The 26295-nt window shown below is 39.9% G+C and carries 33 protein-coding genes and 1 pseudogene; 32 read left to right on the top strand and 2 right to left on the bottom strand.

Annotated features, from left to right (window positions below):
- Nucleotides 1–23: 23 nt before the first annotated feature.
- Together H1R81_RS13930 and H1R81_RS13925 are read right to left on the bottom strand one after the other, a co-directional pair.
- Entirely contained in the window at nucleotides 24–1865 is a 1842-nt protein-coding gene (locus tag H1R81_RS13930; protein WP_181841323.1) for a 7TM-DISM domain-containing protein, read from the bottom strand.
- A 247-nt stretch (nucleotides 1866–2112) separates the two neighbouring features.
- Complete coding sequence (locus H1R81_RS13925) at nucleotides 2113–2514, bottom strand: thioredoxin family protein (RefSeq protein WP_181841322.1); 402 nt, start codon at nucleotides 2512–2514, stop codon at nucleotides 2113–2115.
- A 264-nt stretch (nucleotides 2515–2778) separates the two neighbouring features.
- Here H1R81_RS13925 and H1R81_RS13920 point away from each other — a divergent pair, with 264 nt between their 5' ends.
- From H1R81_RS13920 to H1R81_RS13765, 32 genes and pseudogenes are all read left to right on the top strand, one after another.
- Nucleotides 2779–4008, top strand: a complete 1230-nt coding sequence (locus H1R81_RS13920; protein ID WP_181841321.1) for an exo-beta-N-acetylmuramidase NamZ domain-containing protein — start codon at nucleotides 2779–2781, stop codon at nucleotides 4006–4008.
- A 735-nt stretch (nucleotides 4009–4743) separates the two neighbouring features.
- Nucleotides 4744–5364, top strand: coding sequence for a 50S ribosomal protein L3 (gene rplC, locus H1R81_RS13915; protein ID WP_181841320.1), 621 nt, complete (start codon nucleotides 4744–4746; stop codon nucleotides 5362–5364).
- Between the two features lie 104 nt (nucleotides 5365–5468).
- Nucleotides 5469–6095, top strand: a complete 627-nt coding sequence (rplD, locus tag H1R81_RS13910) for a 50S ribosomal protein L4 (RefSeq protein ID WP_116982335.1) — start codon at nucleotides 5469–5471, stop codon at nucleotides 6093–6095.
- A gap of 35 nt (nucleotides 6096–6130) precedes the next feature.
- Entirely contained in the window at nucleotides 6131–6418 is a 288-nt protein-coding gene (gene rplW, locus H1R81_RS13905; RefSeq protein ID WP_116982336.1) for a 50S ribosomal protein L23, read from the top strand.
- A 76-nt stretch (nucleotides 6419–6494) separates the two neighbouring features.
- Nucleotides 6495–7319 carry a 50S ribosomal protein L2 gene (gene rplB, locus H1R81_RS13900; protein ID WP_116982337.1) on the top strand — a complete coding sequence of 275 codons (825 nt, stop codon included), beginning with the start codon at nucleotides 6495–6497 and terminating at the stop codon, nucleotides 7317–7319.
- Between the two features lie 28 nt (nucleotides 7320–7347).
- Nucleotides 7348–7626 (top strand): 30S ribosomal protein S19, encoded by a 279-nt coding sequence (rpsS, locus tag H1R81_RS13895; RefSeq protein ID WP_116982338.1) that lies wholly within the window; start codon nucleotides 7348–7350, stop codon nucleotides 7624–7626.
- 20 nt (nucleotides 7627–7646) lie between these two features.
- Nucleotides 7647–7991, top strand: coding sequence for a 50S ribosomal protein L22 (gene rplV, locus H1R81_RS13890; protein ID WP_181841319.1), 345 nt, complete (start codon nucleotides 7647–7649; stop codon nucleotides 7989–7991).
- Between the two features lie 84 nt (nucleotides 7992–8075).
- Nucleotides 8076–8960, top strand: a complete 885-nt coding sequence (gene rpsC / locus H1R81_RS13885) for a 30S ribosomal protein S3 (protein ID WP_181841318.1) — start codon at nucleotides 8076–8078, stop codon at nucleotides 8958–8960.
- Nucleotides 8961–9070: 110 nt separating this feature from the next.
- Complete coding sequence (gene rplP / locus H1R81_RS13880; RefSeq protein ID WP_181841317.1) at nucleotides 9071–9499, top strand: 50S ribosomal protein L16; 429 nt, start codon at nucleotides 9071–9073, stop codon at nucleotides 9497–9499.
- 77 nt (nucleotides 9500–9576) lie between these two features.
- A complete protein-coding gene (rpmC, locus tag H1R81_RS13875) occupies nucleotides 9577–9759 on the top strand; it encodes a 50S ribosomal protein L29 (protein ID WP_116982602.1) in 183 nt (60 codons plus the stop codon).
- Between the two features lie 41 nt (nucleotides 9760–9800).
- Nucleotides 9801–10058: a 30S ribosomal protein S17 gene (gene rpsQ, locus H1R81_RS13870; protein ID WP_116982342.1), complete on the top strand. Its 258-nt coding sequence runs from the start codon at nucleotides 9801–9803 to the stop codon at nucleotides 10056–10058.
- A gap of 52 nt (nucleotides 10059–10110) precedes the next feature.
- Nucleotides 10111–10479 (top strand): 50S ribosomal protein L14, encoded by a 369-nt coding sequence (rplN, locus tag H1R81_RS13865; protein ID WP_116982343.1) that lies wholly within the window; start codon nucleotides 10111–10113, stop codon nucleotides 10477–10479.
- 100 nt (nucleotides 10480–10579) lie between these two features.
- Entirely contained in the window at nucleotides 10580–10918 is a 339-nt protein-coding gene (rplX, locus tag H1R81_RS13860) for a 50S ribosomal protein L24 (RefSeq protein WP_181841316.1), read from the top strand.
- A gap of 75 nt (nucleotides 10919–10993) precedes the next feature.
- Nucleotides 10994–11551 carry a 50S ribosomal protein L5 gene (gene rplE, locus H1R81_RS13855; RefSeq protein ID WP_181841315.1) on the top strand — a complete coding sequence of 186 codons (558 nt, stop codon included), beginning with the start codon at nucleotides 10994–10996 and terminating at the stop codon, nucleotides 11549–11551.
- Between the two features lie 28 nt (nucleotides 11552–11579).
- Entirely contained in the window at nucleotides 11580–11849 is a 270-nt protein-coding gene (gene rpsN / locus H1R81_RS13850) for a 30S ribosomal protein S14 (protein ID WP_181841314.1), read from the top strand.
- Nucleotides 11850–12041: 192 nt separating this feature from the next.
- Nucleotides 12042–12443, top strand: a complete 402-nt coding sequence (gene rpsH / locus H1R81_RS13845) for a 30S ribosomal protein S8 (RefSeq protein ID WP_181841313.1) — start codon at nucleotides 12042–12044, stop codon at nucleotides 12441–12443.
- 124 nt (nucleotides 12444–12567) lie between these two features.
- Nucleotides 12568–13128 (top strand): 50S ribosomal protein L6, encoded by a 561-nt coding sequence (rplF, locus tag H1R81_RS13840; RefSeq protein ID WP_181841312.1) that lies wholly within the window; start codon nucleotides 12568–12570, stop codon nucleotides 13126–13128.
- A 47-nt stretch (nucleotides 13129–13175) separates the two neighbouring features.
- Nucleotides 13176–13523, top strand: a complete 348-nt coding sequence (gene rplR, locus H1R81_RS13835) for a 50S ribosomal protein L18 (RefSeq protein ID WP_181841311.1) — start codon at nucleotides 13176–13178, stop codon at nucleotides 13521–13523.
- 18 nt (nucleotides 13524–13541) lie between these two features.
- Nucleotides 13542–14045: a 30S ribosomal protein S5 gene (gene rpsE, locus H1R81_RS13830; protein ID WP_101727426.1), complete on the top strand. Its 504-nt coding sequence runs from the start codon at nucleotides 13542–13544 to the stop codon at nucleotides 14043–14045.
- 86 nt (nucleotides 14046–14131) lie between these two features.
- Nucleotides 14132–14311: a 50S ribosomal protein L30 gene (gene rpmD / locus H1R81_RS13825; RefSeq protein ID WP_181841310.1), complete on the top strand. Its 180-nt coding sequence runs from the start codon at nucleotides 14132–14134 to the stop codon at nucleotides 14309–14311.
- A 110-nt stretch (nucleotides 14312–14421) separates the two neighbouring features.
- Nucleotides 14422–14859 (top strand): annotated as a pseudogene (gene rplO / locus H1R81_RS13820) (50S ribosomal protein L15); the annotation flags it as partial.
- Nucleotides 14860–15297: 438 nt separating this feature from the next.
- Nucleotides 15298–16632: a preprotein translocase subunit SecY gene (gene secY, locus H1R81_RS13815; RefSeq protein WP_181841309.1), complete on the top strand. Its 1335-nt coding sequence runs from the start codon at nucleotides 15298–15300 to the stop codon at nucleotides 16630–16632.
- A 15-nt stretch (nucleotides 16633–16647) separates the two neighbouring features.
- The gene (gene map / locus H1R81_RS13810; RefSeq protein WP_181841308.1) at nucleotides 16648–17469 is read left to right on the top strand and encodes a type I methionyl aminopeptidase; all 822 of its coding nucleotides are present in this window, start codon (nucleotides 16648–16650) and stop codon (nucleotides 17467–17469) included.
- Nucleotides 17470–17525: 56 nt separating this feature from the next.
- Nucleotides 17526–17744 (top strand): translation initiation factor IF-1, encoded by a 219-nt coding sequence (gene infA / locus H1R81_RS13805; protein WP_181841307.1) that lies wholly within the window; start codon nucleotides 17526–17528, stop codon nucleotides 17742–17744.
- A 169-nt stretch (nucleotides 17745–17913) separates the two neighbouring features.
- On the top strand, nucleotides 17914–18030 hold the full coding sequence (gene rpmJ, locus H1R81_RS13800) for a 50S ribosomal protein L36 (RefSeq protein WP_015027349.1): 117 nt from the start codon (nucleotides 17914–17916) through the stop codon (nucleotides 18028–18030).
- Between the two features lie 6 nt (nucleotides 18031–18036).
- Nucleotides 18037–18411 (top strand): 30S ribosomal protein S13, encoded by a 375-nt coding sequence (rpsM, locus tag H1R81_RS13795; RefSeq protein WP_130022933.1) that lies wholly within the window; start codon nucleotides 18037–18039, stop codon nucleotides 18409–18411.
- 111 nt (nucleotides 18412–18522) lie between these two features.
- Nucleotides 18523–18918 carry a 30S ribosomal protein S11 gene (rpsK, locus tag H1R81_RS13790; RefSeq protein WP_116982355.1) on the top strand — a complete coding sequence of 132 codons (396 nt, stop codon included), beginning with the start codon at nucleotides 18523–18525 and terminating at the stop codon, nucleotides 18916–18918.
- A gap of 225 nt (nucleotides 18919–19143) precedes the next feature.
- The gene (gene rpsD, locus H1R81_RS13785; protein ID WP_181841306.1) at nucleotides 19144–19749 is read left to right on the top strand and encodes a 30S ribosomal protein S4; all 606 of its coding nucleotides are present in this window, start codon (nucleotides 19144–19146) and stop codon (nucleotides 19747–19749) included.
- A 119-nt stretch (nucleotides 19750–19868) separates the two neighbouring features.
- Nucleotides 19869–20858 (top strand): DNA-directed RNA polymerase subunit alpha, encoded by a 990-nt coding sequence (locus H1R81_RS13780; RefSeq protein WP_181841305.1) that lies wholly within the window; start codon nucleotides 19869–19871, stop codon nucleotides 20856–20858.
- Between the two features lie 157 nt (nucleotides 20859–21015).
- Nucleotides 21016–21621 carry a 50S ribosomal protein L17 gene (gene rplQ, locus H1R81_RS13775; RefSeq protein ID WP_181841304.1) on the top strand — a complete coding sequence of 202 codons (606 nt, stop codon included), beginning with the start codon at nucleotides 21016–21018 and terminating at the stop codon, nucleotides 21619–21621.
- Nucleotides 21622–21913: 292 nt separating this feature from the next.
- A complete protein-coding gene (locus H1R81_RS13770; protein ID WP_181841303.1) occupies nucleotides 21914–23041 on the top strand; it encodes a hypothetical protein in 1128 nt (375 codons plus the stop codon).
- A gap of 68 nt (nucleotides 23042–23109) precedes the next feature.
- Nucleotides 23110–26199 carry a T9SS type A sorting domain-containing protein gene (locus tag H1R81_RS13765; RefSeq protein ID WP_181841302.1) on the top strand — a complete coding sequence of 1030 codons (3090 nt, stop codon included), beginning with the start codon at nucleotides 23110–23112 and terminating at the stop codon, nucleotides 26197–26199.
- Nucleotides 26200–26295: the final 96 nt, after the last annotated feature.

Below are 26295 nucleotides of genomic sequence, written 5' to 3'. Positions count from 1 at the left end.
TATTTTACAAAGTACTATCTTATTTATCCCTCATCCAATACGGCAATTGCCGTATAAATGGGCAGAACTATACTAATTGTAGTGCCACCACCTGTTACTGATTCAATCATGAATTTTCCTTTAACCTCATCTATTCTGTTTCGCATATTCCTGACTCCGTAAGATTCTGTGTTTTTGGTGGGGGCTTCTGCCATACCAATACCATTATCACTGATAGTTATGCTGATTTCACCTTCGGTTTGTTCACAGGTAATGCTGATCTTCGAGGCTTGTGCATGTTTCAGTACATTCTGAATAGCCTCCTGAATAACCCTGAAAAGATTAATTGCCTGCATGGAACTAATACTTATAGCCGGATTATTCAATTTAAGATTGATACTTACGGATAATTTATCTTCAATTGCATTGAGTATGTAATTACGCAGGCGTTTATCGAAATCATCTAAACTGATGGATGTCTGGTGTGTAGCCCAGATGGTATCACGCAGATTCTGTACAGCTTCACGCACATTTTCATTGATTTTTTCGAGCTTCTGAGGTTCAAGTTTCTGTTTATGTGCCAGATATGTAGCAGCATCAAGGCTGGTTGCCACTATGGTTAGCTGTGAGCCTACGCTATCGTGGAGGTCTCGACTGATCCGTTCTTTTTCGTATTGCAAAGTGAGTTTGTTTTCAAGCGCCAGCCGGGCCTGTTTTTCTTTTTCTTCGCGCAAAGCCTTATAACGGATACTCAGACCGAACATCAATACTACGATGTCAAAAACCACGCAAGCCACCTGGACCTTCTGGTCGAGCAGCCAGTTATGTTCAATAAGTTCAAAAGTACGGAAATAAGAAAAAACTCCGAATAGAAAGAAAGGGGTAATGCCAATCAGGTAGTTTTTGGCCAGTGTGGCGTTGATATTGTTGAAATAAGCATAAACAACAAAATAAAAGGTAAGCACAATCAACAATAAAAAACAGCATACCATGCAAGCCAATATGATATAAGGCTGAAAACCATCGGTTTGTTGAAAATAAACGAGTACTGCCCTTTGAACGGTTAATGCCAATAGAAGCCCAAGAGTTATGCGCCAGATTATCCTATTAGTACGGCTTAATCTTTGCCCACCCATTACATAATTTTTGATAAACAGCATCAGAAATATCAATGAAGCGAACAGCATCCAGTTACGGAGTTCGGAAGCCGAGATGAATCCAATCCCCTTTTGATAAGCCGGCAGAAAAAAGCCAGCACCAGTAATGGTATAGCCCAGCAAAAACAGTACATATCCGGCATAGTACAGGTAGACCTGGTCTCTGGTGGTAAAAAAGATGGCCATTGCAAAAATAAAAACAATGGCCACAATACCCGTAAAGAAACTGTAATAGCCTGTATCTGCAATACGGTCAGAGAAAAAGGCTTCTTCGCTCTCAATATTTGCTTCCCCTTTAATCAGCATTCGTTTTTTATAGAATCTGGCATACAAAGTGGTGTCGCTGTGGGGTTTCAGCAAGACCGGGAGAATAAAGTTACGGTGAGGGTACAGCCTTTCGGGCAAAGGTGTTTGCCAGGTAAGTGATTGGATAAGCGTAAGATTCTGCCGGTAGAAGGCCACAGAATCGAGCCATACAAAGGCGATTTCAAAAAAGTATTTTTCATGATGTCTGCTATTATTATGAATAGATACTCTTAGCCAGTGATTGGCACTGTCTTGTCCGAAATTAATGAGGTTATCTTCAAGTGGCTGAAATGTCTGCCGGGCAATTACATGGGCAGGCAACTGCTTGCTTACATCTCTGAAATACTCAATCCTGTGTTGGGCATGAGTGCTTATTGAAAAAACGATACTACACAGAACCCAATAGAGTAGTACTGATTTCATGTATGGCTATTTACAGGTTAAAATAGGGCAATTGTGTTATTGAACAGGCCGGAATTTACAAAGTATTGTTCTATTAGCCTTTATGTTTTTCAGAAAAGATTAGCAAGTATTCAGAAAGCATGGAAATTTAATAGCTAAAGACTGAATCTCAGAGAGAAATCTGAAAAACAGATAAAATAACCCTATGTTTTTTCATTTAAGACAATTCTTGCCGTAAATGGTAAAACCTGTTAAAGATAGGTATGAATCATAAAGTCATTTCAACTCCTGAACCATCGAAAGGCAGGAGGTAGAGATTTGATAACCTGAGTTTTGCATTAGGGAGTTCAACACTTTCGAGGATTTTCAGGAAACGGGGCAAGTTCTGCCGGGTGTCTCCGCACCAGGTTGCGCCAAAAATCAATATTTCAATATCTTTTGTATTGGCTTTAAAAGATTGTGCAGAACTCGAATCAACTGTGTACTCACTATAATATTTATCATACCACCGGTTGTAGGGGTATCGCATAAATACAACCTCAGAGCAGGGGCCGAGCAACATGGTATTACCTTGGGCATCAAGGCTTTCAAGATTAATAAAAGGGCTTGAGCTTTGCCCGAAGGCGGCAAAACTCAAGCACACCATAAACAGTGTGTAATGCTTTTTCATAAATGTATATTTTGTTGAAACAAAGCTCAAAAGTAGCGCAACTACGTATAGGCAGGTGTTAAGGATTTCCTAACGATTTGTGAATGTTTGTTAATGGCCATCAGTATTCTGTGCCTGATGGATTTAGTAAATATTTTAGCAACATAGCATTCTTTAATTGATGTTGCCTATCTTCTTATTTGCTACTTTTGTAAAATATCATCTCTAAACTATATATTGCAATTGTATTATTCATTAGCATCCTGATTTGACCTTCTAAAAATAATGAGACTTGTTTCCATACTTCTTTTAACGCTTCTTGTGCTTGGCAATAGCGGCTGTTCTGCGCAAATTGCGGCAACAAGAAAGAATACATCCAAAAAATCAGAAATTATCACAGGTGCCGACCAGACTGAAAAATATCTGCCGTATCTGAAAGGAAAACGCATTGGTCTGGTGGCCAATCAGAGTTCCATCATTGGCAAGAAAAGCAGTGTAGACAGTTTATTGAGTCTTGGCATTAACATAGTAAAAGTGTTTGGGCCTGAGCACGGTTTCAGAGGCAATGCCAGCAATGGCGCTGCGGTGAGCAATGAGATAGATACTAAAACCGGGCTTCCAATCATCTCTTTGTATGGTAAAAACCAGAAACCAACCAAAGAACAGCTGGCTGATGTAGACCTGATGGTCTTTGATATTCAGGATGTGGGTTGCCGCTATTATACCAATATTAATACGCTTGAATATATCATGGAAGCCTGTGCAGAAAACAATAAAGAACTGCTGATTCTGGACAGACCTAATCCTAATGCCTATGTAGTAGACGGACCTGTAATGACTGAAGATAGATTTAAATCGGCAATTGGGATTCATTATACACCGATGACTCATGGCATGACTATCGGTGAATTTGCACAGTATCTTAATGGTGAAGGTTACCTGAATGAACCATGCAAACTAAATATTATTAAAGTTGCCAATTATAGTCATGATATGCCTTATGTATTGCCGATACATCCGTCACCGAATTTGAATACACAGCAAGCTGTAATGCTTTTCCCGAGTTTATGTATGTTTGAAGGAACGGCTATCAATGAGGGTAGGGGAACCTATATGCCCTTTACTATATTGGGAGCACCTAAGTTGAATGACAAGTATTCATTTTCATATAAACCGGTGAGTATTCCCGGCATGAGTGAGAGACCCAATCATAAAGATTCTGTTTGTTATGGTCTTGACCTCCGCAACTATGATATTGCCAATCTTCGGAAGAGCAAACAAATTAATTTAAAATGGTTAATTGAATTATATAATGCTTATCCGGATAAGGCTCATTTCTTTACTCCGGGAAGACCGGGCCAGGATATATCAGCTTTTGATTTGCGTATAGGTACAGATCAATTAAGAAAACAGATTATAGCGGGGGTATCGGAAGAAGACATCAGAAAAAGCTGGGAGCCCGGATTATCGAAATTTAAGGCTATTAGGGCTAAGTATTTGTTGTATCCGGATTAATATAAATCGGCAATTGAAAAAGAACCTTTGTAGTATTCTAAGACAACAAAGGTTCGGCTAAAGCCGATTAGATGATTGCTTTCTTGTTACTATTGAATCAATTGCCTCCAGCTTTAGCTGGAGGAATACTAATATTGGCAAAATTCAATTAATTGACTTTAGCCAATATTGTGTTCGCACGGCGAACCGTTTCATTCTGTGAACAAGGGTTCATGCAATTTTCCAACCAAACTCATCATCCCCCATAACCCCCTGACTACAAGAAAAATAATTAAAAAACTTTTTTGATTATAATTGTATGAATCAAAAAAACTTGTACCTTTGCACCTCAATTGAAAACGGAGTACTTCTCATACGGTTAAATGAAGTCCCGACTCATTCGGGAAACCAGTTTAACTTTGACTGTAAGCAATAACGAATTCGTTTCGTACATACTCATTCAGAACAGTCTCCGAAAGCTATGAATTTTACAGGAATCACTGCAAGGTAACAAGGAATCGTCCTGCGCCTTTAGTTTTTTTTGACCTTACCCAAGCGGCTTGTCTGCGACGGTTTGCAGTGTAATGAACAAGTTGGCAGTTGCTAACCTCTGGTAGTAGTAAATAATTTTTTGACCGAAGTTTGGTTTCGTGCATAATTTTTCGGAATTTTGCACCCCCGTTCGCACGCCGAAAGCAATTTTGGCCGAAGAAGAAACAAATTAGGTTATAATAGCAAAATAAAGCGTAAAATACCATGTCTGGAATTATCGGAAAGAAAGTTGGAATGACAACTATCTTCAACGCAGAAGGTCAAGCAGTACCATGTACTCTTATCGAGGCTGGTCCATGTGTTGTAACTCAGGTTCGTACTGAAGATAAAGATGGCTATAGAGCTATCCAGTTAGGCTACGGCGACAAGAAAGAAAAAAACACAAGCCGTCCGTTGGTAGGTCATTTCAAAAAAGCAGGCACAACGCCTAAACGTAAATTAGTTGAGTTCAAAGAGTTTGACAAAGAATACAGCCTTGGCGATACTATTCGTATTGAAGATGTTTTTGCTGTAGGTGATTTCCTTGATGCAAGCGGTAACTCAAAAGGTCGTGGTTTCCAGGGGGTTGTAAAACGCCACGGATTCAGCGGTGTTGGTGGTCAGACCCACGGTCAGCACAACAGAGGACGTCACCCTGGTTCAATCGGTGCGTGTTCATTCCCATCAAGAGTATTCAAAGGTATCCGTATGGCGGGTCGTATGGGCAACACCCGTACCACTGTACAAAACCTTAAAGTATTGAAAGTATTGTCGGAGCAAAATTTGATTGTTATCAGCGGTTCAATCCCTGGAGCGAAAAACTCATACATTACTTTACATAAATAAGTTGGTGTTGAGGGATATATAGTTAATCACTAAATCACTCAATCACTCATTCACTAAACAGGAAGGTCGAAACCGGACGACATCGAAAAAATACGGCAAACAAAATGGAATTATCAGTATTAAGTAAAGACGGAAAAGATTTAGGTCGTAAGGCAAGTTTGTCTGACGCCATCTTCGGAATCGAACCAAACGAACACGTGGTTTACCTGGATGTAAAACACTATCTGGCTAATCAGCGTCAAGGTACACACAAAGCTAAACAAAGAGCTGAAATTGCACGTTCAACCAAAAAGATTGTTCGTCAGAAAGGCTCAGGCGGTGCTCGTCACGGTTCAACCAAAGCTCCAACCTTCGTAGGTGGTGGTCGTGTATTCGGACCAGTTCCACGCGATTACGATTTCAAATTGAATAAGAAAGTAAAAGTTTTAGCTCGTAAATCGGTATTCTCTGCAAGAGCTAAAGAAAATAACATCTCAGTTATTGAAGACTTTACATTCGACTCTCCAAAGACAAAATCTTACTTAGCATTTTTGGGTGCATTGTCATTAACTGGCAGCAAAACACTTTTTATTTTGCCTGACTACGATAGCAATGTGTATTTATCAGCTCGTAACATTCCTAAAACTAAAGTTTTGAGTGCAGACGAAGTAAGTACTTATGACTTAATCAATGCTGATAAGTTAATCATTAGCGAAGGTGCTTTGTCGAAAATAGAATCAATATTGAACTAAGAAGCTGCCAGCAGCTTTGCTAATAAATTAAGAAAATGAGTGTACTTAAAAGACCAATCATCACCGAAAAATCACAAAAAAATACCGCAAAAGGTAAGTTTGTGTTTGAGGTAGCTATCGATGCGAACAAAATCGAAATCGCAAAGGCTGTCGAAAAGATGTACGGTGTATCAGTAACTGATGTAAACACCATTCGTCAAATCGGTAAAAAGAAATCAAGAATGACTCGTAGCAGAGCATCTTCTGGTGTTACCTCTACTTTCAAAAAAGCGATTGTTTCGTTGAAAGAAGGAGAAATGATTGATTTCTACGAAAATTTATAAGAATCGGTTCCAAGCAGAATCATTCCATCATTAAATTTCAAGTATAGCCTTTTAAGGCTGCAAAAGAATAAGTAAAATGGGTATCAAGAAATTAAAACCAATCACCCCGGGTCAACGTCATCGTGTAGCTCCAGATTTCTCTGAGATTACTGCAAGTAAACCTGAGAAAAGCTTAACTACTACGATTAAAAAATCTGGTGGTCGTAATAACGAAGGACACCGCACTGCACGTTACATCGGTGGTGGCCACAAACGTAAATATCGTATCATCGATTTCAAAAGAAGCAAAGTAGATGTTTCTGCTGAAGTAAAAACTATCGAGTACGATCCAAACCGTTCAGCACGTATTGCCTTAGTACAATATACTGACGGCGAAAAAGCTTATATCATTGCCCCACAAGGCTTGAAAGTAGGCCAGACTATCATCGCTGGTAAATCAGTTGCACCAGAAATCGGAAACTCGCTTCCATTAGGTAGCATGCCGCTTGGTACAATTGTTCACAATATCGAGCTACACCCTGGTAAAGGTGCTCAGATGGCACGTAGCGCCGGAACTTACGCTCAGGTGTTGGCCAAAGATGGTAAATATGTAACCTTGAAAATGCCATCGGGCGAAATGAGAATGGTATTGGCTACTTGTATTGCTACAGTAGGTACTGTATCTAACGCCGACCATATGAACGTAACTTATGGTAAAGCTGGTCGTAAACGTTGGTTAGGTGTTCGTCCACGTGTAAGAGGTGTTGCTATGAACCCGGTTGATCACCCGATGGGTGGTGGTGAAGGTCGTGCTTCAGGAGGTCACCCACGTTCTCGTAATGGCTTATTAGCTAAAGGTAAGAAAACGCGTGACAAAACCAAGCCGTCAACCAAGCTAATCGTTTCAAGAAGAAGTAAATAATCAAAATAAAGAATATAGATAAGTATTTATGGCACGCTCACTAAAAAAAGGACCATATATTGATTACCGCCTCGACAAAAAAGTTGTTGACATGAACAACTCTGGCAAAAAATCAGTCATCAAAACATGGTCGCGTCGCTCAATGATTTCTCCGGATTTCATTGGACATACTTTCGCAGTACATAACGGTAATAAATTTATTCCGGTATATGTAACTGATAACATGGTAGGTCACAAATTGGGTGAATTCTCTCCGACTCGTAACTTCCGTGGTCACATAGCAAAGAAAGATAAAGGAAAAAGATAATAATTGTACATTTGTAAAAAATGGAAGCAGTAGCAAAATTAAGTGATTATCCTACCTCGCCACGTAAGGCAAGACTGGTTGCAGACCTGATCAGAGGTAAAAAGGTAAGTTATGCCTTGGGAATTTTAAGTTTCCAACCGCAACACGCATCGCCTGTTATCAAGAAGGTCTTGTTATCAGCAGTTGCTAACTGGCAACAAAAAAACGAAGACCAGAAAATTGAAGATGCCGAATTAGTGGTGAAATCAATCTTCGTTGACGGTGGCCGTATGATCAAACGTTTAAGACCTGCACCTCAAGGGCGTGCTTACAGAGTCCGTAAACGTTCGCATCACCTTACTATTGTAGTTGATAGTGCAGTTTAATCATTCATAGCGAACGATATACTACTCGTATCGCATTAAAATTTACTACGACGAAGACGTCGTAAAATCAAGAAATAATATCTAATGGGACAAAAAGTTAATCCTGTCAGTCTTAGACTTGGTTATATCAGAGGATGGGAATCTAACTGGTATGGTGGCAAAACATTTGCCGAAAAACTTGTCGAAGACCAAGAAATCCGTAAATACGTTGCAGCACGTATTCCAAAAGGAGCGATATCGAAAGTAGTTATCGAGCGTACCTTAAAGCGTATCACTCTTACTATCCATACGGCCCGTCCGGGTGTGGTTATCGGAAAAGGTGGTAACGAAGTAGATAAGATCAAAGAAGAGTTGAAAAAACTGACCGGTAAAGACGTTCAGATCAACATCTATGAAATCAAACGTCCTGAACTGGATGCTAAACTAATCGGTGAGTCAATTGCTCAGCAATTAGAGGCTCGTATCTCTTACCGTCGTGCCATGAAACAAGCCATTCAGGCTGCCGTTCGTGTAGGTGCACAAGGTATAAAGGTGAAACTGGGTGGTCGTTTGGCCGGAGCCGAAATGGCACGTAATGAAATGTATAAGGAAGGACGTATTCCGCTTCATACACTTCGTGCTGATATTGATTATGCAGTATCAGAAGCCCTTACAGTATATGGTAAAATCGGTATTAAAGTATGGGTATTTAAAGGCGAAGTATTTGGTAAGCGTGATTTGACACCTGCTGGCGGTGCACAATCTCAAGGCAACGAAAGAGGCAATGAAGGTGGTGGACGTGACGATAGAAGAGGTGGCGGACGTGATGACCGCAGAGGCGGTGGACGTGACGACAGAAGAGGCGGCGGACGTGATGATAACAGAGGAGGAGATAACCGTGGGCCGAATAATCGTGGCGGAAACAACAATCGTGGCGGAAACAATCGCGGCGGAAACAATAACAATAGAGGTAATAATAATAGAAGATAATAAGTTTTGAGTTTCAGGTTCGTAGGTTTCCTTGTTGGAATTTAATGCCTGAAACTTACGAATCTTAAAAATGAAACTAAGCACAGCAGTGCTGAAAATATAATAGCGTCATGTTACAACCAAGAAGAACCAAATTCCGTAAGCAGCAAAAAGGCAGGATCAAAGGTCTCGCAACACGTGGACACGAGATTGCTTTCGGAACATTCGCTATCAAATCTTTAGAGCCGGGCCGTATCACTGCTCGTCAGATTGAAGCCGCTCGTATCGGGGTTACCCGTGCAATGAAACGTGAAGGTCAGGTATGGATTCGTATCTTCCCTGATAAGCCTATCACTAAAAAGCCACTCGAAGTACGTATGGGTAAAGGTAAAGGTGCCCCTGAGTATTGGGTAGCAAGTGTAAAACCAGGTACTATTCTATTCGAAGCAACAGGTGTGCCTTTGGCAGTTGCTACTGAAGCACTACGTTTGGCAGCCCAAAAATTGCCAGTACAAACAAAATTCATTGTACGTAGAGATTATCAGGAAGATGCAGAATAATTCATAAGGTACAAGCCCTGTGAAAGTAACCTGAATGAGACCTTTATTTTTTACTCATTCATTCATTCAAAAACAAAATGAAAAAGTCAGAAATCCAAGCATTGTCAGTTGAGCAGTTACAGCAAAATATCGCTGTTGAGAAAGACAGAATCAACAAGTTGAAGTTTGCTCATGCTATCACGCCTATCGAAAATCCGATGCGTATCCGTCAGTCTCGTAGATTGATTGCTCAAATGTTGACAGAATTGAATGCCCGTTAATATTTAAATACCCTGTTCAACAGGACATTAAGACAAATACAATGGAAGAAAGAAATCTTAGAAAAGAGCGTATCGGAACAGTAGTTAGCAACAAGATGGATAAATCTGGAGTGGTAGCTGTAGTTCGTAAACTGAAACACCCGAAATACGGAAAGTTCATGCTCAAAACCAAGAAATTCATGTTCCATGACGAGAAAAATGAAGCTGGTATCGGTGATACCGTGAAGATTCAGGAAACTCGCCCATTGAGCAAGAATAAAAATTGGAGATTAGTAGAAATCGTAGAAAAAGCGAAGTAATTTAAAGCTAATAGCTGTTAGCTTTATAGCTGATAGCCAACAAATCAAGACAATGTTACAGCAAGAATCAAGAGCAGGTGTTGCCGATAATAGTGGAGCAAAAGAAGTGCTTGTGATCCGTGTATTAGGCGGAACAGGCAAACGTTATGCTTCTATTGGTGACAAAGTTGTCGTATCCGTAAAATCGGCCTTATCTTCTTCAAACATGAAGAAAGGAACAGTATCTAAGGCTGTTGTAGTGAGAACCACCAAGGAGGTTCGTCGCAAAGATGGCTCATATATACGTTTTGAAGACAACGCAGTAGTATTATTAAACAACCAAGACGAGCCACGTGGTACTCGTATTTTCGGACCTGTTGCACGTGAATTACGTGAGAAACAATTCATGAAAATCGTTTCTTTGGCTCCTGAAGTTCTTTAATTTGAAAGCGACCATTAGGGAAAGCCTATGCCGCCATCAAGACGAGCTGCTCGCAGCTTTGTCTGATGCTTAACTATTCAAATTTTCAAATTTAAAAGTAATGGAAAGAAAATTCAATAAGCAAAAGAAACAACACGTACGCACTGGCGATACAGTTGAGGTAATTGCAGGTAACTCTAAAGGCAAACGTGGTAAAATCACTGAAATCAATGCTGAAAAACAACGGGTAGTTGTTGAAGGCGTGAACATTCAGAAAAAACACGTAAAACCTTCGGCACAAAACCCGCAAGGCGAAATCCGTGAGTTTGCAGGTCCGATTCACATCAGTAACGTTATGTTGGTAGACCCTGCCACAGGCAAAGCCACCCGTACTGGTCGTAAAGAAAACGACAAAGGCAAATTACAACGTTTCTCTAAAGAAACTGGTAAATTTATTTAATTTACATTAATCTGGTTGTGAAACCAGACCAACTCAAGAGGGTCGGAAATCCTCTCCCAAAAGCGATTTAAAAAAATGGCACGTTTAAGAGACAAATATACAACAGAAGTAGTACCGGCTTTGAAAGACAAGTTCGGATACAAATCGGTGATGCAGGTTCCTGTATTACAAAAAATCGTAGTGAACCGTGGTGTGGGTGCTGCAACTGGCGACAAGAAATTGATTGACAGCAGTCTGGAAGAAATTACAAACATCACAGGTCAGAAAGCTGTAGCAACACTTTCTAAGAAAGCCGTATCAAACTTCAAACTTCGTGAAAATATGCCGATTGGTGTAAAAGTAACTTTGCGTGGAGAAAAAATGTACGAATTTCTGGATCGTCTGACATCAATTGCGCTTCCGCGTGTGAGAGACTTCAAAGGTATCAGTGATAAAGGGTTTGATGGTCGTGGAAACTATACCTTCGGTATTAAAGAGCAAATTATTTTCCCTGAGATTTCGATTGATAAAATCTCTAAGATTCAGGGAATGGATATAACTTTCGTAACATCAGCACCAACAGATGCCGAGGCTTACGAATTATTAAAAGCAATGGGAATGCCCTTTGCAAGTAGCGCCAAAAAACAATCATAAGATTAGAAATTAATCATAAAGTCATACAATGGCAAAAGAATCAATAAAAGCAAGAGATAGAAAAAAAGAGGCAACGGTAGCAAGATATGCAGCGAAACGTGCCGCTTTGAAAGAAGCCAACGATTATATCGGACTGGACAAATTACCTCGCAATGCTTCTCCGGTTAGATTACATAACCGTTGTAAGCTGACGGGCCGTCCAAGAGGATATATGCGTAAGTTTGGTATCAACCGTGTTACTTTCCGCGAAATGGCAGGTAAAGGCTTGATTCCGGGTGTTACTAAAGCATCTTGGTAAGATAAGCGATATTGCTTAGGAGAATTTCCTGAATTAATGGTATTTAATCAGGAATAAGAAATTCTGCTAAATAATATTTGCATATATATATACTATTATTAAAAATATTTTCTAATTTTGCAGCCCAATTGAGAAAGTCGTGCTCACGATACTGCTCAATGTTGGCTTAGGTATCCAAAATTAAACAGCAAAATGATTACAACGGATCCAATAGCAGACTTCCTTACCAGAATCAGAAATGCCATCAAGGCGCGTCATAGAGTGGTAGAAATTCCTGCTTCGAACATCAAAAAAGCGATTACACAAGTACTGTACGATAAAGGTTTTATTCAAAGCTATAAATTTGAGGAAACAGCTCCACAGGGTGTTATCAAAATTGCGTTGAAGTACAATCCTGTTACGAAACAATCGGCAATTGTAGAATTGAAACGTGTTTCTAAACCAGGTTTACGTAAATACGCTGGTACAACTGATATTCCACGTGTATTAAACGGATTAGGTATTGCTATCGTTTCTACCTCTAAAGGTGTAATGACAGACAAAGAAGCCCGTTCGTTGAAAGTAGGTGGCGAAGTATTGTGCTACATCTATTAATAGGTTACACCTTTTAATAGCTTATCTCTCGTTGCAGCATTGCAACACAATTAAATGAATCGTTGACCGCTCTCGATAACTCGTTTCCCAACGAAAGTGTCCTGAAGCCTTAAACTCAAAAAAAATGTCAAGAATTGGTAAAAAACCAGTTGCTCTTCCTGCCGGCGTAAGTATCACAGTTGATGAACATAACATTGTAACTGTAAAAGGCCCGAAAGGAGAACTCACTCAGAAAGTTGATTCCGATATCAAAGTAGGTGTTGAAAACAACGAATTAAAAGTAGAAAGACCAACCGAACAAAAACGCCACAAAGCTTTGCACGGTTTATATCGCTCATTAATCAATAATATGGTTATAGGCGTAAGTACCGGATACAAAACTTCAATGGAAATTGTAGGGGTAGGTTATAAAGCTTCTAACAACGGAAACGTATTAGACCTAAGCTTAGGTTTCTCTCACAACGTATATTTTGTGGTTCCATCTGAGTTGAAAGTAACTACTGCGATGGAAAAAGGTAAGAACCCTTTGGTAACCCTTGAAGGAACAGACAAACAACTGATTGGTCTGGTAGCTTCAAAAATCAGAGGCCTGCGTAAAGTTGAACCCTACAAAGGTAAAGGTATTCGTTTTGTTGGTGAAGTTGTGCGTCGTAAGGCTGGTAAAACTTCAGGTAAGAAGAAATAATCATTAGATATACTGACCCGTTGCAAGGTCTTAAAATATTTACAACAATGTCAAGTGTAAAAACTGATAGAAGACAAAAAATTAAGTGGAGCATCCGCAGCAAGGTTTCAGGAACCCCTGAAAGACCACGCTTGTCGGTATTCCGCTCAAATACAGCCATATACGCTCAGTTGATCGACGACACCCAAGGCGTTACTTTAGCTTCAGCATCAACTACAGGCTTAGGTTTGAAAGGTGTAAAAGTTGATAACTCTAAAGAAGTAGGTAAGAAAATTGCCGAGATTGCTTCTGAAAAAGGTATCGAAGCCTGTGTGTTTGACCGTAACGGGTATTTGTATCATGGTAACATTAAAGCCTTGGCAGATGGTGCCAGAGAAGGCGGTTTGAAATTCTAATCTTGCAATTCTCAATCAATGAATAAAGCAAAAGTAAACGAGGCAGAACTTAAAGAAAGAGTTGTAGCCATTAACCGTGTAGCCAAAGTGGTGAAAGGTGGTCGTCGTTTTAGTTTCTCGGCAATCGTTGTGTTAGGCGACGGTAAAGGTGTAGTTGGACAAGGCTTAGGTAAAGCAAACGAAGTAACCGATGCAATTGCAAAGGCTATCGAAGATGCTAAGAAAAACCTGGTATCTGTTCCGGTTATCAACGATACTGTACCTCACGAAATTCACGGTAAATTCTCAGGTGGTTTTGTGTTTGTAAAACCAGCAGCCCCTGGTACTGGTATTATTGCCGGTGGTGCGATGCGTGCCGTATTAGAAGCAGCCGGTATCCACAATGTATTGGCAAAATCTAAAGGTTCATCAAACCCTCACAACGTGGTAAAAGCAACTATCGATGCTTTAAGCCAGATGCGTGCACCACATGCAGTGGCGTTCCAACGTAGTGTGAAAATGACAAAAGTATTTAACGGATAATAGCTTCCGGCCTTCAGGTCATTGCCACAAAAGGTTACCTTTGTGGTGGGAACCTTTAAGTACACGGAATATACCTACATAAAACAATGGCAAAGGTAAAGATTACTCAGGTAAGAAGTACGATTGGCAGACCAGAAGTACAAAAACGCACAATTGCGGCTTTGGGTCTTGGCAAATTAAACCGTACGGTAGAAAAAGAATTAAACCCAGCTATGCAAGGCATGATTAACAAGGTTCAACACTTGTTGATTATCGAAGAAGCATAAGCCAATTCTTACCCTTTATGGGTGAATGGGTAGGCACAAGCCAGGCATAGCCGAGTGATTCCGAAAATCGGAATTGCGTATGTTTAACCGATTAAAATAATCGAATTACAATGAAATTAAGTTCATTACAACCTGCTAAAGGTTCAGTTAAAGTAAATGACAGAGTAGGCCGTGGACATGGTTCTGGCGGTGGTGGTACTGCAAAACGTGGTCATAAGGGTGCAAAGTCTCGTTCTGGTTATAGCCAGAAACGTGGTTTTGAAGGTGGTCAGATGCCATTGCAACGTCGTGTGCCTAAGTTTGGTTTCAAAAATATTAACAGAGTAGAATACAAAGCTATTAACCTTGATACTATTCAGGCATTGTTCGACAAAACAGGTGCTAATAGCATGGATTTAGGCTTCTTATACAACAACGGTTTGACGCAAAAATCTGACCGTGTGAAAATCTTAGGTCGTGGTGAGTTAACAGCAGCGGTTGCTTTAAAAGCTAACGCATTCTCGGCATCAGCTATTGCAGCTATCGAGAAAGCGGGTGGTTCGGCAACAGTTGATGCAACTTTTGACCCTTCTGCTTCGGCAGGTGCGGTTAAAACAGGAAAACCTGCTGAAAAATTAGTAGCGCAAGAGGTTGTAGCAGCTCCCGCAGTAGCAGAAACTGCAGTTGAAGCAAAACCTAAAAAAGCGAAAAAAGCAGCAGAAGGAGACGATTTGAAAATCATTGAAGGGATAGGTCCGAAGATTGCCGATTTGCTTATTAACGAAGGAATCGTTAGCTTTGCAGATTTAGCAGCGACACCTGCAGAAAGAGTGAAAGAAATTCTTGATGCAGCAGGTTCAAACTATGCAATGCACGACCCAACTACTTGGGCAGAACAAGCGGAATTAGCTCGTGATGGTAAGTTAGATGAGTTAAAAGAATTGCAGGATAAACTTAACGCAGGTAGAGCTGAGTAATTTCAACCAACCCTTGTTTTTCCTAACAAAATGAACAAATTTATAACAACACTCAAGAACATCTGGTCAATCGAGGAATTGAGGAAGCGTATTCTTCAGACTCTTTTGATAATTCTTATTTTTCGTGTCGGTTCCCACGTAGTTTTACCGGGTGTTGATGTGGCGAAGTTAAAGGATTTAACAGCCAACAATGGCCTGTTAGGTCTTTTGAATACATTGGTAGGTGGTGCGTTCAAGAATGCTTCTATCATGGCATTAGGTATTATGCCTTACATCTCTGCTTCTATCGCAATTCAGCTATTAACATTGGCTTTGCCATACTTTAGCAAATTGCAGAAAGAGGGCGAGTCAGGTCGTAGAAAGTTAAATCAGATTACACGCTGGTTGACAATCATCGTAGCAGCTGCACAAGGGTTTACCTATGTTCAGACAACCATCCCAACAGACGCAATCATGATTAGCCAGGGCTTATTCTATATCAGCTCTGTTGTATTAATCATTGCAGGAACAGTGATGTGTATGTGGATGGGTGAGCGCATGACCGAAAAAGGTATCGGAAACGGGATCTCAATGATGATCATGATCGGGATCGTGTCAAGATTTCCGGGTGCTATCATTGGTGAGGCAAACTCAAGAGGCGGAAGCGGTCAGATTCTGTTCTTCATCATAGAAATCGTAGCTTTATTTATGGTAGTATTGTTTGCTGTAGCTATTACGCAGGCAACCCGTAGAATACCAGTACAATACGCAAAACAGATTGTAGGTAACAAGGTAGTAACAGGCCAACGCCAGTATCTGCCTTTGAAACTGAATATTGCTGGTGTAATGCCGATCATCTTCGGACAAGCATTGATGTTTATTCCGGGTTTGATCTTGACATACATGGCAGAAAGCACTAAGAGTGATACTTTCCAGAATTGGGCAATTATCATGAATAGTCCAACCTCCTGGCAGTATTGTTTAATCTATGCCATATTAATTATTGGTTTCACGTTTTTCTATACGGCTATCTCGATTAACCCAAATCAGATTGCAGATGATATGAAACGTGGTGGTGGTTTTATCCCAGGTATCAAACCTGGTCAGCCAACCTCTGATTATATCGCTAATATATTAGACAGAATCACACTTCCGGGTGGTATCTTATTAGCAGTAATTGCTATCTTACCTGCCCTTGCCGGATTATTAGGAATGACACAAAACTTTGCTTCTTTCTTCGGCGGTACGTCGTTGTTAATTCTGGTAGGTGTGGTGTTAGATACATTACAACAAATTGAAAGTTACTTGTTGATGAAACGTTATGAAGGCCTGATGCAATCAGGACGTATCCAAGGCCGCCAGACGGTATCAACAGTATCTATTTAATCAAAAGGTAGTACCATGAGCAAAAAGGATAGAATCATATATTTGAAGTCGGACGAGGAGTTAGAAATTATCCGAAACAATGGCCAGATTTTAGGCCAGGCTCAGGCAGAGGTGGCAAAAGTAATCGCTCCGGGTATTACTACCAAAGAATTAGACAAAATAGCTTACGAATACATTAAAGACCAGAAGGGGCATCCGTCTTTTTTGGGCTATGATGTCGGAGGGCTTAAGTTTCCTGCTTCACTTTGTATTTCTGTGAACGATGTCGTGGTGCACGGTATCCCAAGTAATAGAACATTGAAAGAAGGAGATATAGTATCAATCGACTGTGGTGTTTACAAAGATGGTTATCATGCCGATAGTGCTTATACTTATGCTGTAGGCGAGATAGCCAAAGATGTAGCTGACTTACTGAAATGTACCTACGAATCGCTTTTCAAGGGTATAGAACAGGCAAAAACAGGAAATCGGATTGGGGATATTAGTTTTGCAGTGCAAGACCACGCCGAAAAACATGGGTATGGCGTTGTACGGGAATTGGTAGGGCATGGTGTAGGAAAATATCTGCACGAGCCGCCGGAAGTACCTAACTTTGGCAAACGTGGCAATGGCCCGAAATTGCAGGAGGGTATGGTTTTAGCTATTGAACCAATGATTACGCTGGGCAGGAGAAGTGTATTACAGGAAAACGACCAGTGGACCATACGCACTGAAGACCGAAAAGCAGCAGCCCACTTTGAACATACTATTGTTGTAAGAAAAGGAGTCGGCGAAATACTAACCACTTTTGAGCACATTGAAACAGTATTGGCTCAAAGAAATTTAGTGATTGCATAGGAGTTTAGCACAGAGAGACAACAAACTAAAAACAATTTTTCTGTGTAACAGAATATATGGCAAAACAAGCAAATATCGAAGTAGACGGCATCATTACGGAAGCTCTTTCAAACGCTATGTTTCGTGTGCGTCTGGAGAACAAACATGAGCTGATTGCCCATATCTCTGGCAAAATGAGAATGAATTATATTCGTATTCTGCCAGGCGATAAGGTGAGACTGGAGATGTCGCCGTACGATTTAACAAAAGCAAGAATTACTTATCGTTATAAGTAAGAAGACCGCCCCCAACCGTTCCACGGTGGCCCCTAAAGGGGAGCTAAGGCAGGTAAAGGAACTAATGACGATGATTTAATAGTTTTATAATGAAAGTTTCATGTGTAAACACCCCAAAGCATGAAAACTTCTTACAAAAGTCCCCCTTTAGGGGTTAGGGGTTTGCATTATGAAAGTTAAAGCGTCAGTAAAGAAGCGTAGTGCTGAATGTAAAGTTATCCGTCGTAAGGGTAAAATTTACGTTATTAACAAAAAAAATCCGAAGTTTAAACAAAGACAAGGTTAATTATCTATGAGGATTGCAGGTGTTGACATCCCGGACAAAAAAAGAGGCGAAATCGCCCTTACGTACATCTACGGTATTGGTCGTAGCGCGTCAGTAAAGATTTTAGAAAAAGCAAACATTAGCTTGGATAAAAAAGCTGGCGAATGGAACGACGCTGAAGCGAATGCTATTCGCGGTATTATCAGCGAAGAATTTACCGTAGAAGGTCAGTTGCGTTCTGAAGTGCAGCTTGCCATAAAACGATTAATGGATATTGGTTGCTACCGTGGCGTTCGCCATCGTAAAGGTTTACCACTTCGTGGTCAACGTACCAAAAACAATTCACGTACTCGTAAAGGTAAGCGTAAGACTGTAGCAAACAAAAAGAAAGCTACTAAGTAATCCCGCGTATCTGGTTAAGATACTAAACAGGATTTTACGAATCACGGGAGTAAAATCGAACAGAATACAGGTATTTCTGTATTGCCAATCATTAAACACTGTTTTGTTACAATGGCACAAGCTAAAAGAAAAGATAAAGCCAAAAAAAGAGTAGTAATCGTAGAGCCGGTAGGTCAGGTACATATCCGTGCATCTTTTAATAATATTATTATCTCCATTACCAACAGCCAGGGACAAGTAATCTCTTGGGGATCGGCAGGTAAAATGGGATTCAAGGGTTCTAAGAAAAACACTCCGTATGCTGCTCAAATGGCGTCACAGAACTGTGCACAGGTAGCTTATGATGCGGGTATGCGTAAAGCTGAAGTTTTTGTAAAAGGCCCTGGTGCTGGTCGTGAATCAGCCATCCGTACGGTACAAAGCACAGGTATTGAAGTAACTTCAATCACCGATGTAACTCCTCTACCGCACAATGGTTGTCGTCCTCCAAAACGCAGAAGAGTATAGTAGCAAGCAGAAGAGTGGAAAAAATTAAACTAATGCCGGATAAATTTCGTTTATTTAGGCAACGATAGTTAAAGTTTTCATTCTTCTGTTTCTTAATTTTTAATAATCAACCAGAAGTCCTTCTAAGAAAGGCACCGGAAGTAACACATAGCAGCGATGCTATATAAGATTGATAGTTTGGACATTGGGGCTAATCAATCCGTTATTTCACTAAATCAAACAAAAATGGCAAGATACACAGGTCCGAAAGTAAGAATTTCGAGAAAGTTTGGCGAGCCGGTAATGGGCCCAAGCAAAGTATTAAGTAAAAAGAATTACGCTCCAGGCCAACATGGTAAAGGACGTAAAAGTAAAAAATCGGAGTACGGTCAACAATTAATCGAAAAACAAAAAGTAAAATATACTTACGGTATATTGGAGCGTCAGTTTGCTCGCTTTTTCCATATGGCTTCGGTAAAACAAGGACGTACAGGTGAAAACCTGTTGAAATTGTGCGAAGCCCGCTTAGATAATACCGTATATCGTTTAGGTATTGCTCCAACACGCCGTGCTGCACGTCAGTTGGTTACACACCGTCATATCACTGTTGATGGCGAAGTTCTAAACATTCCATCATTAGTGTTGAAACCGGGTCAGATTGTAGGTGTTCGTGAAAAATCGAAAGCCCTCGAAGCAATTACCACAAGTTTACAAGCTCGTAATGCCAAACGTTACAACTGGTTAGAGTGGGATAGCGCAGAATTTGCAGGTAAGTTTATTAATTTCCCTGAGCGTGATCAGATTCCTGAAAACTTCAACGAGCAAGCAATCGTCGAGTTATATAACAAATAATATTTGTCTATTAGTTGTGCCATTGCCGACAAAATCGGTGGTGGCACAGCTACGTTTTTTTATTGGTGGGTATAGCTAACCACCTTTTTCGTTAACGAAAACAAACACACTGCATACGTATGTCAATATTAGCATTTCAAATGCCTGACAAGGTCGTCATGGAAAAAGCTGACGACTTCCATGGCTTTTTCGAGTTTAAGCCACTTGAAAGAGGGTATGGTGTGACCATCGGGAACGCCTTACGTCGTATTCTTTTATCTTCATTAGAAGGTTATGCAATCACGTCGGTAAGATTTCCGGGGGTATTACACGAATTTTCGAGCATTGATGGGGTTGTAGATGATGTGACGGAAATCATCTTGAATCTCAAAATGGTTCGCTTCAAAAAAGTTTCTGATTATGTAGATAATAAGTTCACCGTCAGAGTAAAAAATCAAAGTGTTTTAACTGCGGGCGACCTCGGTAAATTCACACAAAGTTTCCAGATTTTGAATCCTGAACTGGTAATCGCCCGTCTGGACGACCAGAAGGAAATCGAAATTGAAATTATAGTAGATAAAGGCCGTGGTTATGTTTCTGCAGAGGAGCATAAATCAAACGACCTGCCAATCGGTTTTATTTCGGTTGACTCCATCTATACACCCATTAAAAATGTGAAGTATAGCATTGAAAATACCCGTGTAGAACAACGTACTGACTACGAAAAATTGTTGCTTGAAATCAAAACGGATGGTTCGATCCACCCTGAAAGAGCTTTGCAGGAAGCAGCTCATATTCTGATTCAGCACTTCTTGAAGTTTACAGACGAAAATATGGTATTTGATACCAAGAAAGATGACGAAGATAATATTGTTGATGAAGAATTCTTACATATGCGTAAGCTATTGAAAACTTCTCTTCAAGACCTTGATTTGTCGGTTCGTGCTTACAACTGTTTGAAGTCGGCAGATATTCGTACATTGGGCGACCTTGCAAGATTAGAGGTAGCCGATATGATGAAGTTCCGCAATTTCGGTAAAAAGTCATTAACCGAGTTAGAGCAATTAGTAGCTGATAAAGGTTTGCATTTCGGAATGGATGTGCAAAAGTATAAATTAGACGAAGATTGATATTGATTTCTTCCCCTCCTTATGACAGTCATACCGGAGGGGAATTTTTTGTATAATCGAAACCGCAGTATTCGAGTAAAATAAATTACTAATCGTAATAGGTGGAGTACCCAAGACTGCGTAGGGGATTCTGACCGTTACTTACGAAAATATTACAATGAGACACGGTAACAAAACCAATCATTTAGGCAGAACACATTCGCATAGAGATGCGTTATTGAAAAACCTGGCGATTTCGTTGATTCAATACAAACGTATTGAAACTACTCTGGCAAAAGCGAAAGAATTACGCAAATTCGTTGAGCCATTAATCACCAAATCAAAAAACGATACTACGCACTCACGCCGTACAGTATTCTCTTATTTGCAGGATAAAGAGTCAATCAAAACATTATTCGGAGAAATCGCTGAGAAAGTAGCCAGCCGTAATGGTGGATACACCCGTATCATTAAATTAGGTACACGTTTTGGTGATAACGCAGAAGTAGCTTTGATTGAGTTGGTTGATTACAACGAAGCATTCTCGACAGCAGTAGAAGAAAAAACTACTAAAACTCGTCGTAGCCGTCGTGGTGGTAAGAAATCTGAAGGTAATGCAGATGTTACTCCTGTAGCAGTAGCAGACGAGTCATCAGCAGAAGTAGTAGAAGACGAAGCTCCTGTAGCAGCTGTTGAAGCTGAACCAGCTACAGAAGTAGCAGACGCTACTCCGGCAGCAGAAGAAACTCCGGCTTCAGAAGAAGAAGGTACAAAAGAAGCGTAAGCTTTTACATACGCATGCAGAGAGCCCCTGAGAAATCAGGGGCTTTTTTGTTTCGCAGTGATACAATATATGTTAACCTCATTGAATTATCCGTTTCAATAAATGCAATTTGACACATAAAAAATAGCAGATAATTTATCTGTACCCAGAACCCATGCTGGCGTCAGTTGTTTCGTCTTTACAGCATAAAAAACATCTTTATTTTTCTCTTCATCAATCCAACCTTTCAAACGTATAGCCAGTCAATGTGGTATATTGAATTGCAAACGCTGTGCATACAGAAAGAAAGAGTATGGAAACAATTAATTTATGGTCGCTGTTTAACCCATTAGAATCATTTTTAGAAAAATCAATCCTGAGTAGCAAATACTGGAAAGTCAGGGTGGTGCTGTTTTCCTGTCTTTTTAGTTTTGCCTGGTTATTTGTTTTTAACAGAGGATATATCTATGAAAATTTCAGAAGTTTTTATGCTGATGTACTTCTGCATAATCCGCAGCCTTTCTTTTTCTGGAACAGTATTATAGCGCAGGGAGAAGCGCCGCTTGTCAGCCATCAATACGAATCCGGTTCACATGAAGCAAATCGTATTTTCAGGCTCACGATTCCGCTGATCGCACATTATTTTCATCTGAACAGCCTGGGGTTGTATCTTTTACAGGTAATATTAGGGGTAGGTTTTCTGTATTTATTAGTGAACCTGCTGGCAAAGATTTTTGATGATAAATTACTGACTTTTTATCTGTTCTTTGCCTTTGTGAATGTGTATGTGGGGTCATGTTTTTTCTTTAATTGTTTCGGACATGGCGATGGCTATACATTTTTCTTTATGCTATGTGCGTTAATAATCAGGCAACCAATGATTATGACGTTATTTTGTCAGTTAGCTTTCTGGTGTGATGAACGCAGCGTGCTTATGGCCATTGGTTTGTGGTTATTCCATCATTGCTATTATCACCTCCGCAAAAAAGATTCCATAAAGGCTTTAGCATTAGTTGCCACCAACGTACTATTGTATCTGGTAATAAGAGTCTATTTATCAAATACATATCATTTAGCCTCCGAAGATGTAGAACATTTCAGTTTAGACCGTTACATCTATTTCATTAAATTCACGAGTTTGTGGTATGGCAAACGTAGTTCGGTTTCAGTAGAAGGATTTGCTTTAGTGATTATGATGGTATTTATTATTTTGTATCGCGACAAACAGTATCTTAAAATATTACTGGCTCTGGGCAGTTGGTTGCCAATGGTTGCCGTTAGTTTTCTGGTTGGAGACACTGTAAGAACACTCTCTTTTACTTTTATTTTCTGGCTTATATCCCTGATAATTATCAAAGAGCGGATAAACTCAGTGCAGCTAAAGGCTTTGGTTATAGTAATTGCTTTTATTAATTTATTAATTCCTGTTTCGTTTCCGTAGTGTTTACCTGTCTCAGCTTCAGACTCAGTTTGTGGCGTGGAAGATGTTAAGGGAGTAGTTATATATATATGAGAATAATAGTTCTGCTTAGCATATTAATAAGTATCTGTTTTACCAGCTTTGCACAAGATGGTAGTAATATTACTTTTGGCATAGGCGAAAAAGTAATGGTTGATTATGCCATTGTTGATGCACAGGATAACCTCATAGCCAGTGGCAATTATAGGAAAGACCATATTGAGAGCGATCTGATTATTGAGTCGAGGAGGTTTGTAGTGCCTAAAGAGGGGGCAAGTTTTATTGTGAAATTTAATCCTGAAAAGTCTGTTCAATGGTTTCATTATATCCGTAGTTATAATACTCCTGAAATTACGCTTCTGAGTGATGATAGCAGTAATGTGTATATGATAGGGGTGTATGAGCGATTTCTTGATTTTGACGGTAAATCGACTTTTCTCGGTGGACTGGATAAAGAGATATTCGTAGCAAAATATACAGCCACAGGGCAACTGAAATGGATAAAAAGATTCGGCAGTATTTCTGACGAATCAATTGGAAAGCCAACTATTGATAAAGACGGGAATCTCTTTATAGTAGGTCGGTTTCAAGGAAATTTTCAAGCTGAGGGTAACAACTCAATAGTAGACATGGACGGGTGGAGGAAATCGTTCCTACTAAAATTGGATAGAAATGGTAAACTGGTCTGGATTCATAAATTTGACGATACCGGAATAATAGTAAACGCAGTTGAGGTGAATCGGCAGTCTAAAATTTTTATAAGCGGAACCTTTAGTGAATCAAGAGATTTCGGAGCCTGCAATATACTTACATCAAAAGGAGAGGATGATGTATTTTATGCTCAATGCGAGCAGAATGGTGGGATAATATGGGTAAAACAAATTGGAGGCATAGCTACTGATAGGTGTAATGATATTACTCTGGATAACTACGGCTATGTATTTGTATCAGGTCAGAGCTCGGATAATGCAGGGCAAAGAAGTATCTTCTTGTTGAAAGCGAGTGAAACGGATGGAGTTACGGTTTGGAGCAATTCTGTGACTACAAATACTGATAAACTTCCAGACTTCCTTCTGGTAAATGATCTGACAGTGAATAAAGCCGGAGAACCTTATCTGTTAGGCTTTGCCGAAGGAACCGAACTGACTTTTAATGATAAAATCAAGTTATCACAGCCTAACCAGCGATTTATTTTTTTAGCTAAATATTCGGCCGATGGAAAAGTGAGTTATGTAGATAAAGAATCGATTTTCGACCAGTTTGGTTATGCAACTTCAATGGCTTTAGATAGCCGAAATAATATCTTCCTTACCAATTTTTACAATTTCAATAATTTTACCTACTCTATTCTCAAAAGAAAGACGGAGTTGGATATTCAAAACTGCACCTCTACAAGTGTAATAATTGCCAATCAGGAGAGTTGTGCAGGCCAGGCCATGAAACTCTCCGAGAATGTAATTATACCCCATAACGATTTCGCTTTTCAATGGTATAAAGATGGTGAAATAATCAGACGAGCCACAGAACCAAGCTATCAGGCTATGGAGGAGGGATATTATAGCTTAAAACTAATTAATAAGGCCGATAAAAGTTGTGAGGTCAAATCGGCCAATAATGTATTAGTGTCCTCAAAAGAATTATATGCACACCGGACTACCGATATAGTTTTTCATTATGACCCGGATAATTACAGACTATCTACCAATAGTGATACCGACCAGTGGTATCAGGATAATCAGCTAATCAATGTTCAGGGAAATATGCTGACGAATCCACCAGACGGTGTCTATAAAATTAAAAGAACCGTACCTGGTTGTAGTGTAACAGTCGAATCGAAAGAAATTATCATACAGGATGGCTATGGGATTGAACTCCATAAAGAAACCATTGACGGCCTCGGCAATCATTGTGAGCCGTTCCCTTATTTCAGAATCTCAACTAATATTACCGGAGAAGGATTACTGTACCGATGGTTTCTGAATGACCAGTTGATTCCAGACTCTACAGAAACCCACCTGATGGCTGTTGCCTCAGGTGATTATCACGCCAGTATTATTAACCTCAATACGGGCAAAGTGTATGCTTCACGTAAGTATAGGTTAGACCGCAAAGATTATTTACAGGCATTGCCACTCTCAAAGGTAGACAATGGTTGTGGCACAGCGGCAGTTATTAAAATAGATGATGCTTTTGCCACCAAATACCTGATTGAAGATATAACCTGGAAACTAAACGGACAGGAATTACCCAATGAGAAAAATCTGTTTATCAGAGCCACCGCCAGTGGTGATTATACCTCTTCGGTGAGATACACAACTTTTTATTCTGAAAAGACCTCGTGTAATTATAATTCCTTTACACATTTTGAAAAGAAACCTGATTTTAATGTAAACATTGGGTATGGTTATGCGGGGTCGGGCTGTAAGGTAGATTCTTTTAAAGTATTTGTGGAAGCCAATCAGGCATATAAATATCAATGGGCAAGAAACGATACCCTACTTAACAATCAGACTTCTAACGAGTTATTTGTAAAAGATAAAAGCATTTACAGAGCATATGTGGACAGAGGTGATGGTTGTATTAAAGAAACAGACGAAATAAGCCTGTCGGGTTGTGCGTCTGATGCTTTTGCGCAATTTGTAATGCTTAATCCGCCGGTAATCAGTGCAGAGAAAAAAACGATTTTAGCCAATGAGAAAAGTTTTATCAAGGCAGAGGGTTGTACGGATGTGAATTTCCAGTGGTTGAAAGATGAAATACCACTGACAGGTGCAAATGAACCGGCGCTCGAACTCCGGCAAACGGGTTCTTATGCTTTGCAGATTGAAAAATTTGGGTGCAAGAACGTATCAAATACGATTGATATTATAGTTGAAAGCATCTTATCTGAAGAGGGAACAGCTGAAATTGAAATCAGGGCTTTCCCGAATCCTGCTACTGAAACACTACAAATCGTTATTCCTGTCGCGAGTGTTGGCAATAGTTCTATAACCTTGCAAAATAGCAAAGGCGAAACTCTGAGAAAAGCTTCTTTTACACAAACCACCACCATAAATTTAAAAGATTTATCTGAAGGTGTTTACCTGCTTACCATCGAAACCGATAAGCAGCGTTTTGTAAAGAAGATTGTGAAGAAGTAAGTAGGGTGATTGCAATTTGTTGCTGTATTATAAAGACTCCTTCTTACGTATATATATTTTTCTTGCTGCATACAACCATATCGACTCGTTTCAGTC

Source organism: Emticicia sp. BO119 (assembly GCF_013912375.1).
Lineage (GTDB): Bacteria > Bacteroidota > Bacteroidia > Cytophagales > Spirosomataceae > Emticicia.
The sequence above is the reverse complement of the archived record's forward strand: the minus strand, read 5'-3'. Positions and strand labels throughout refer to the sequence as shown.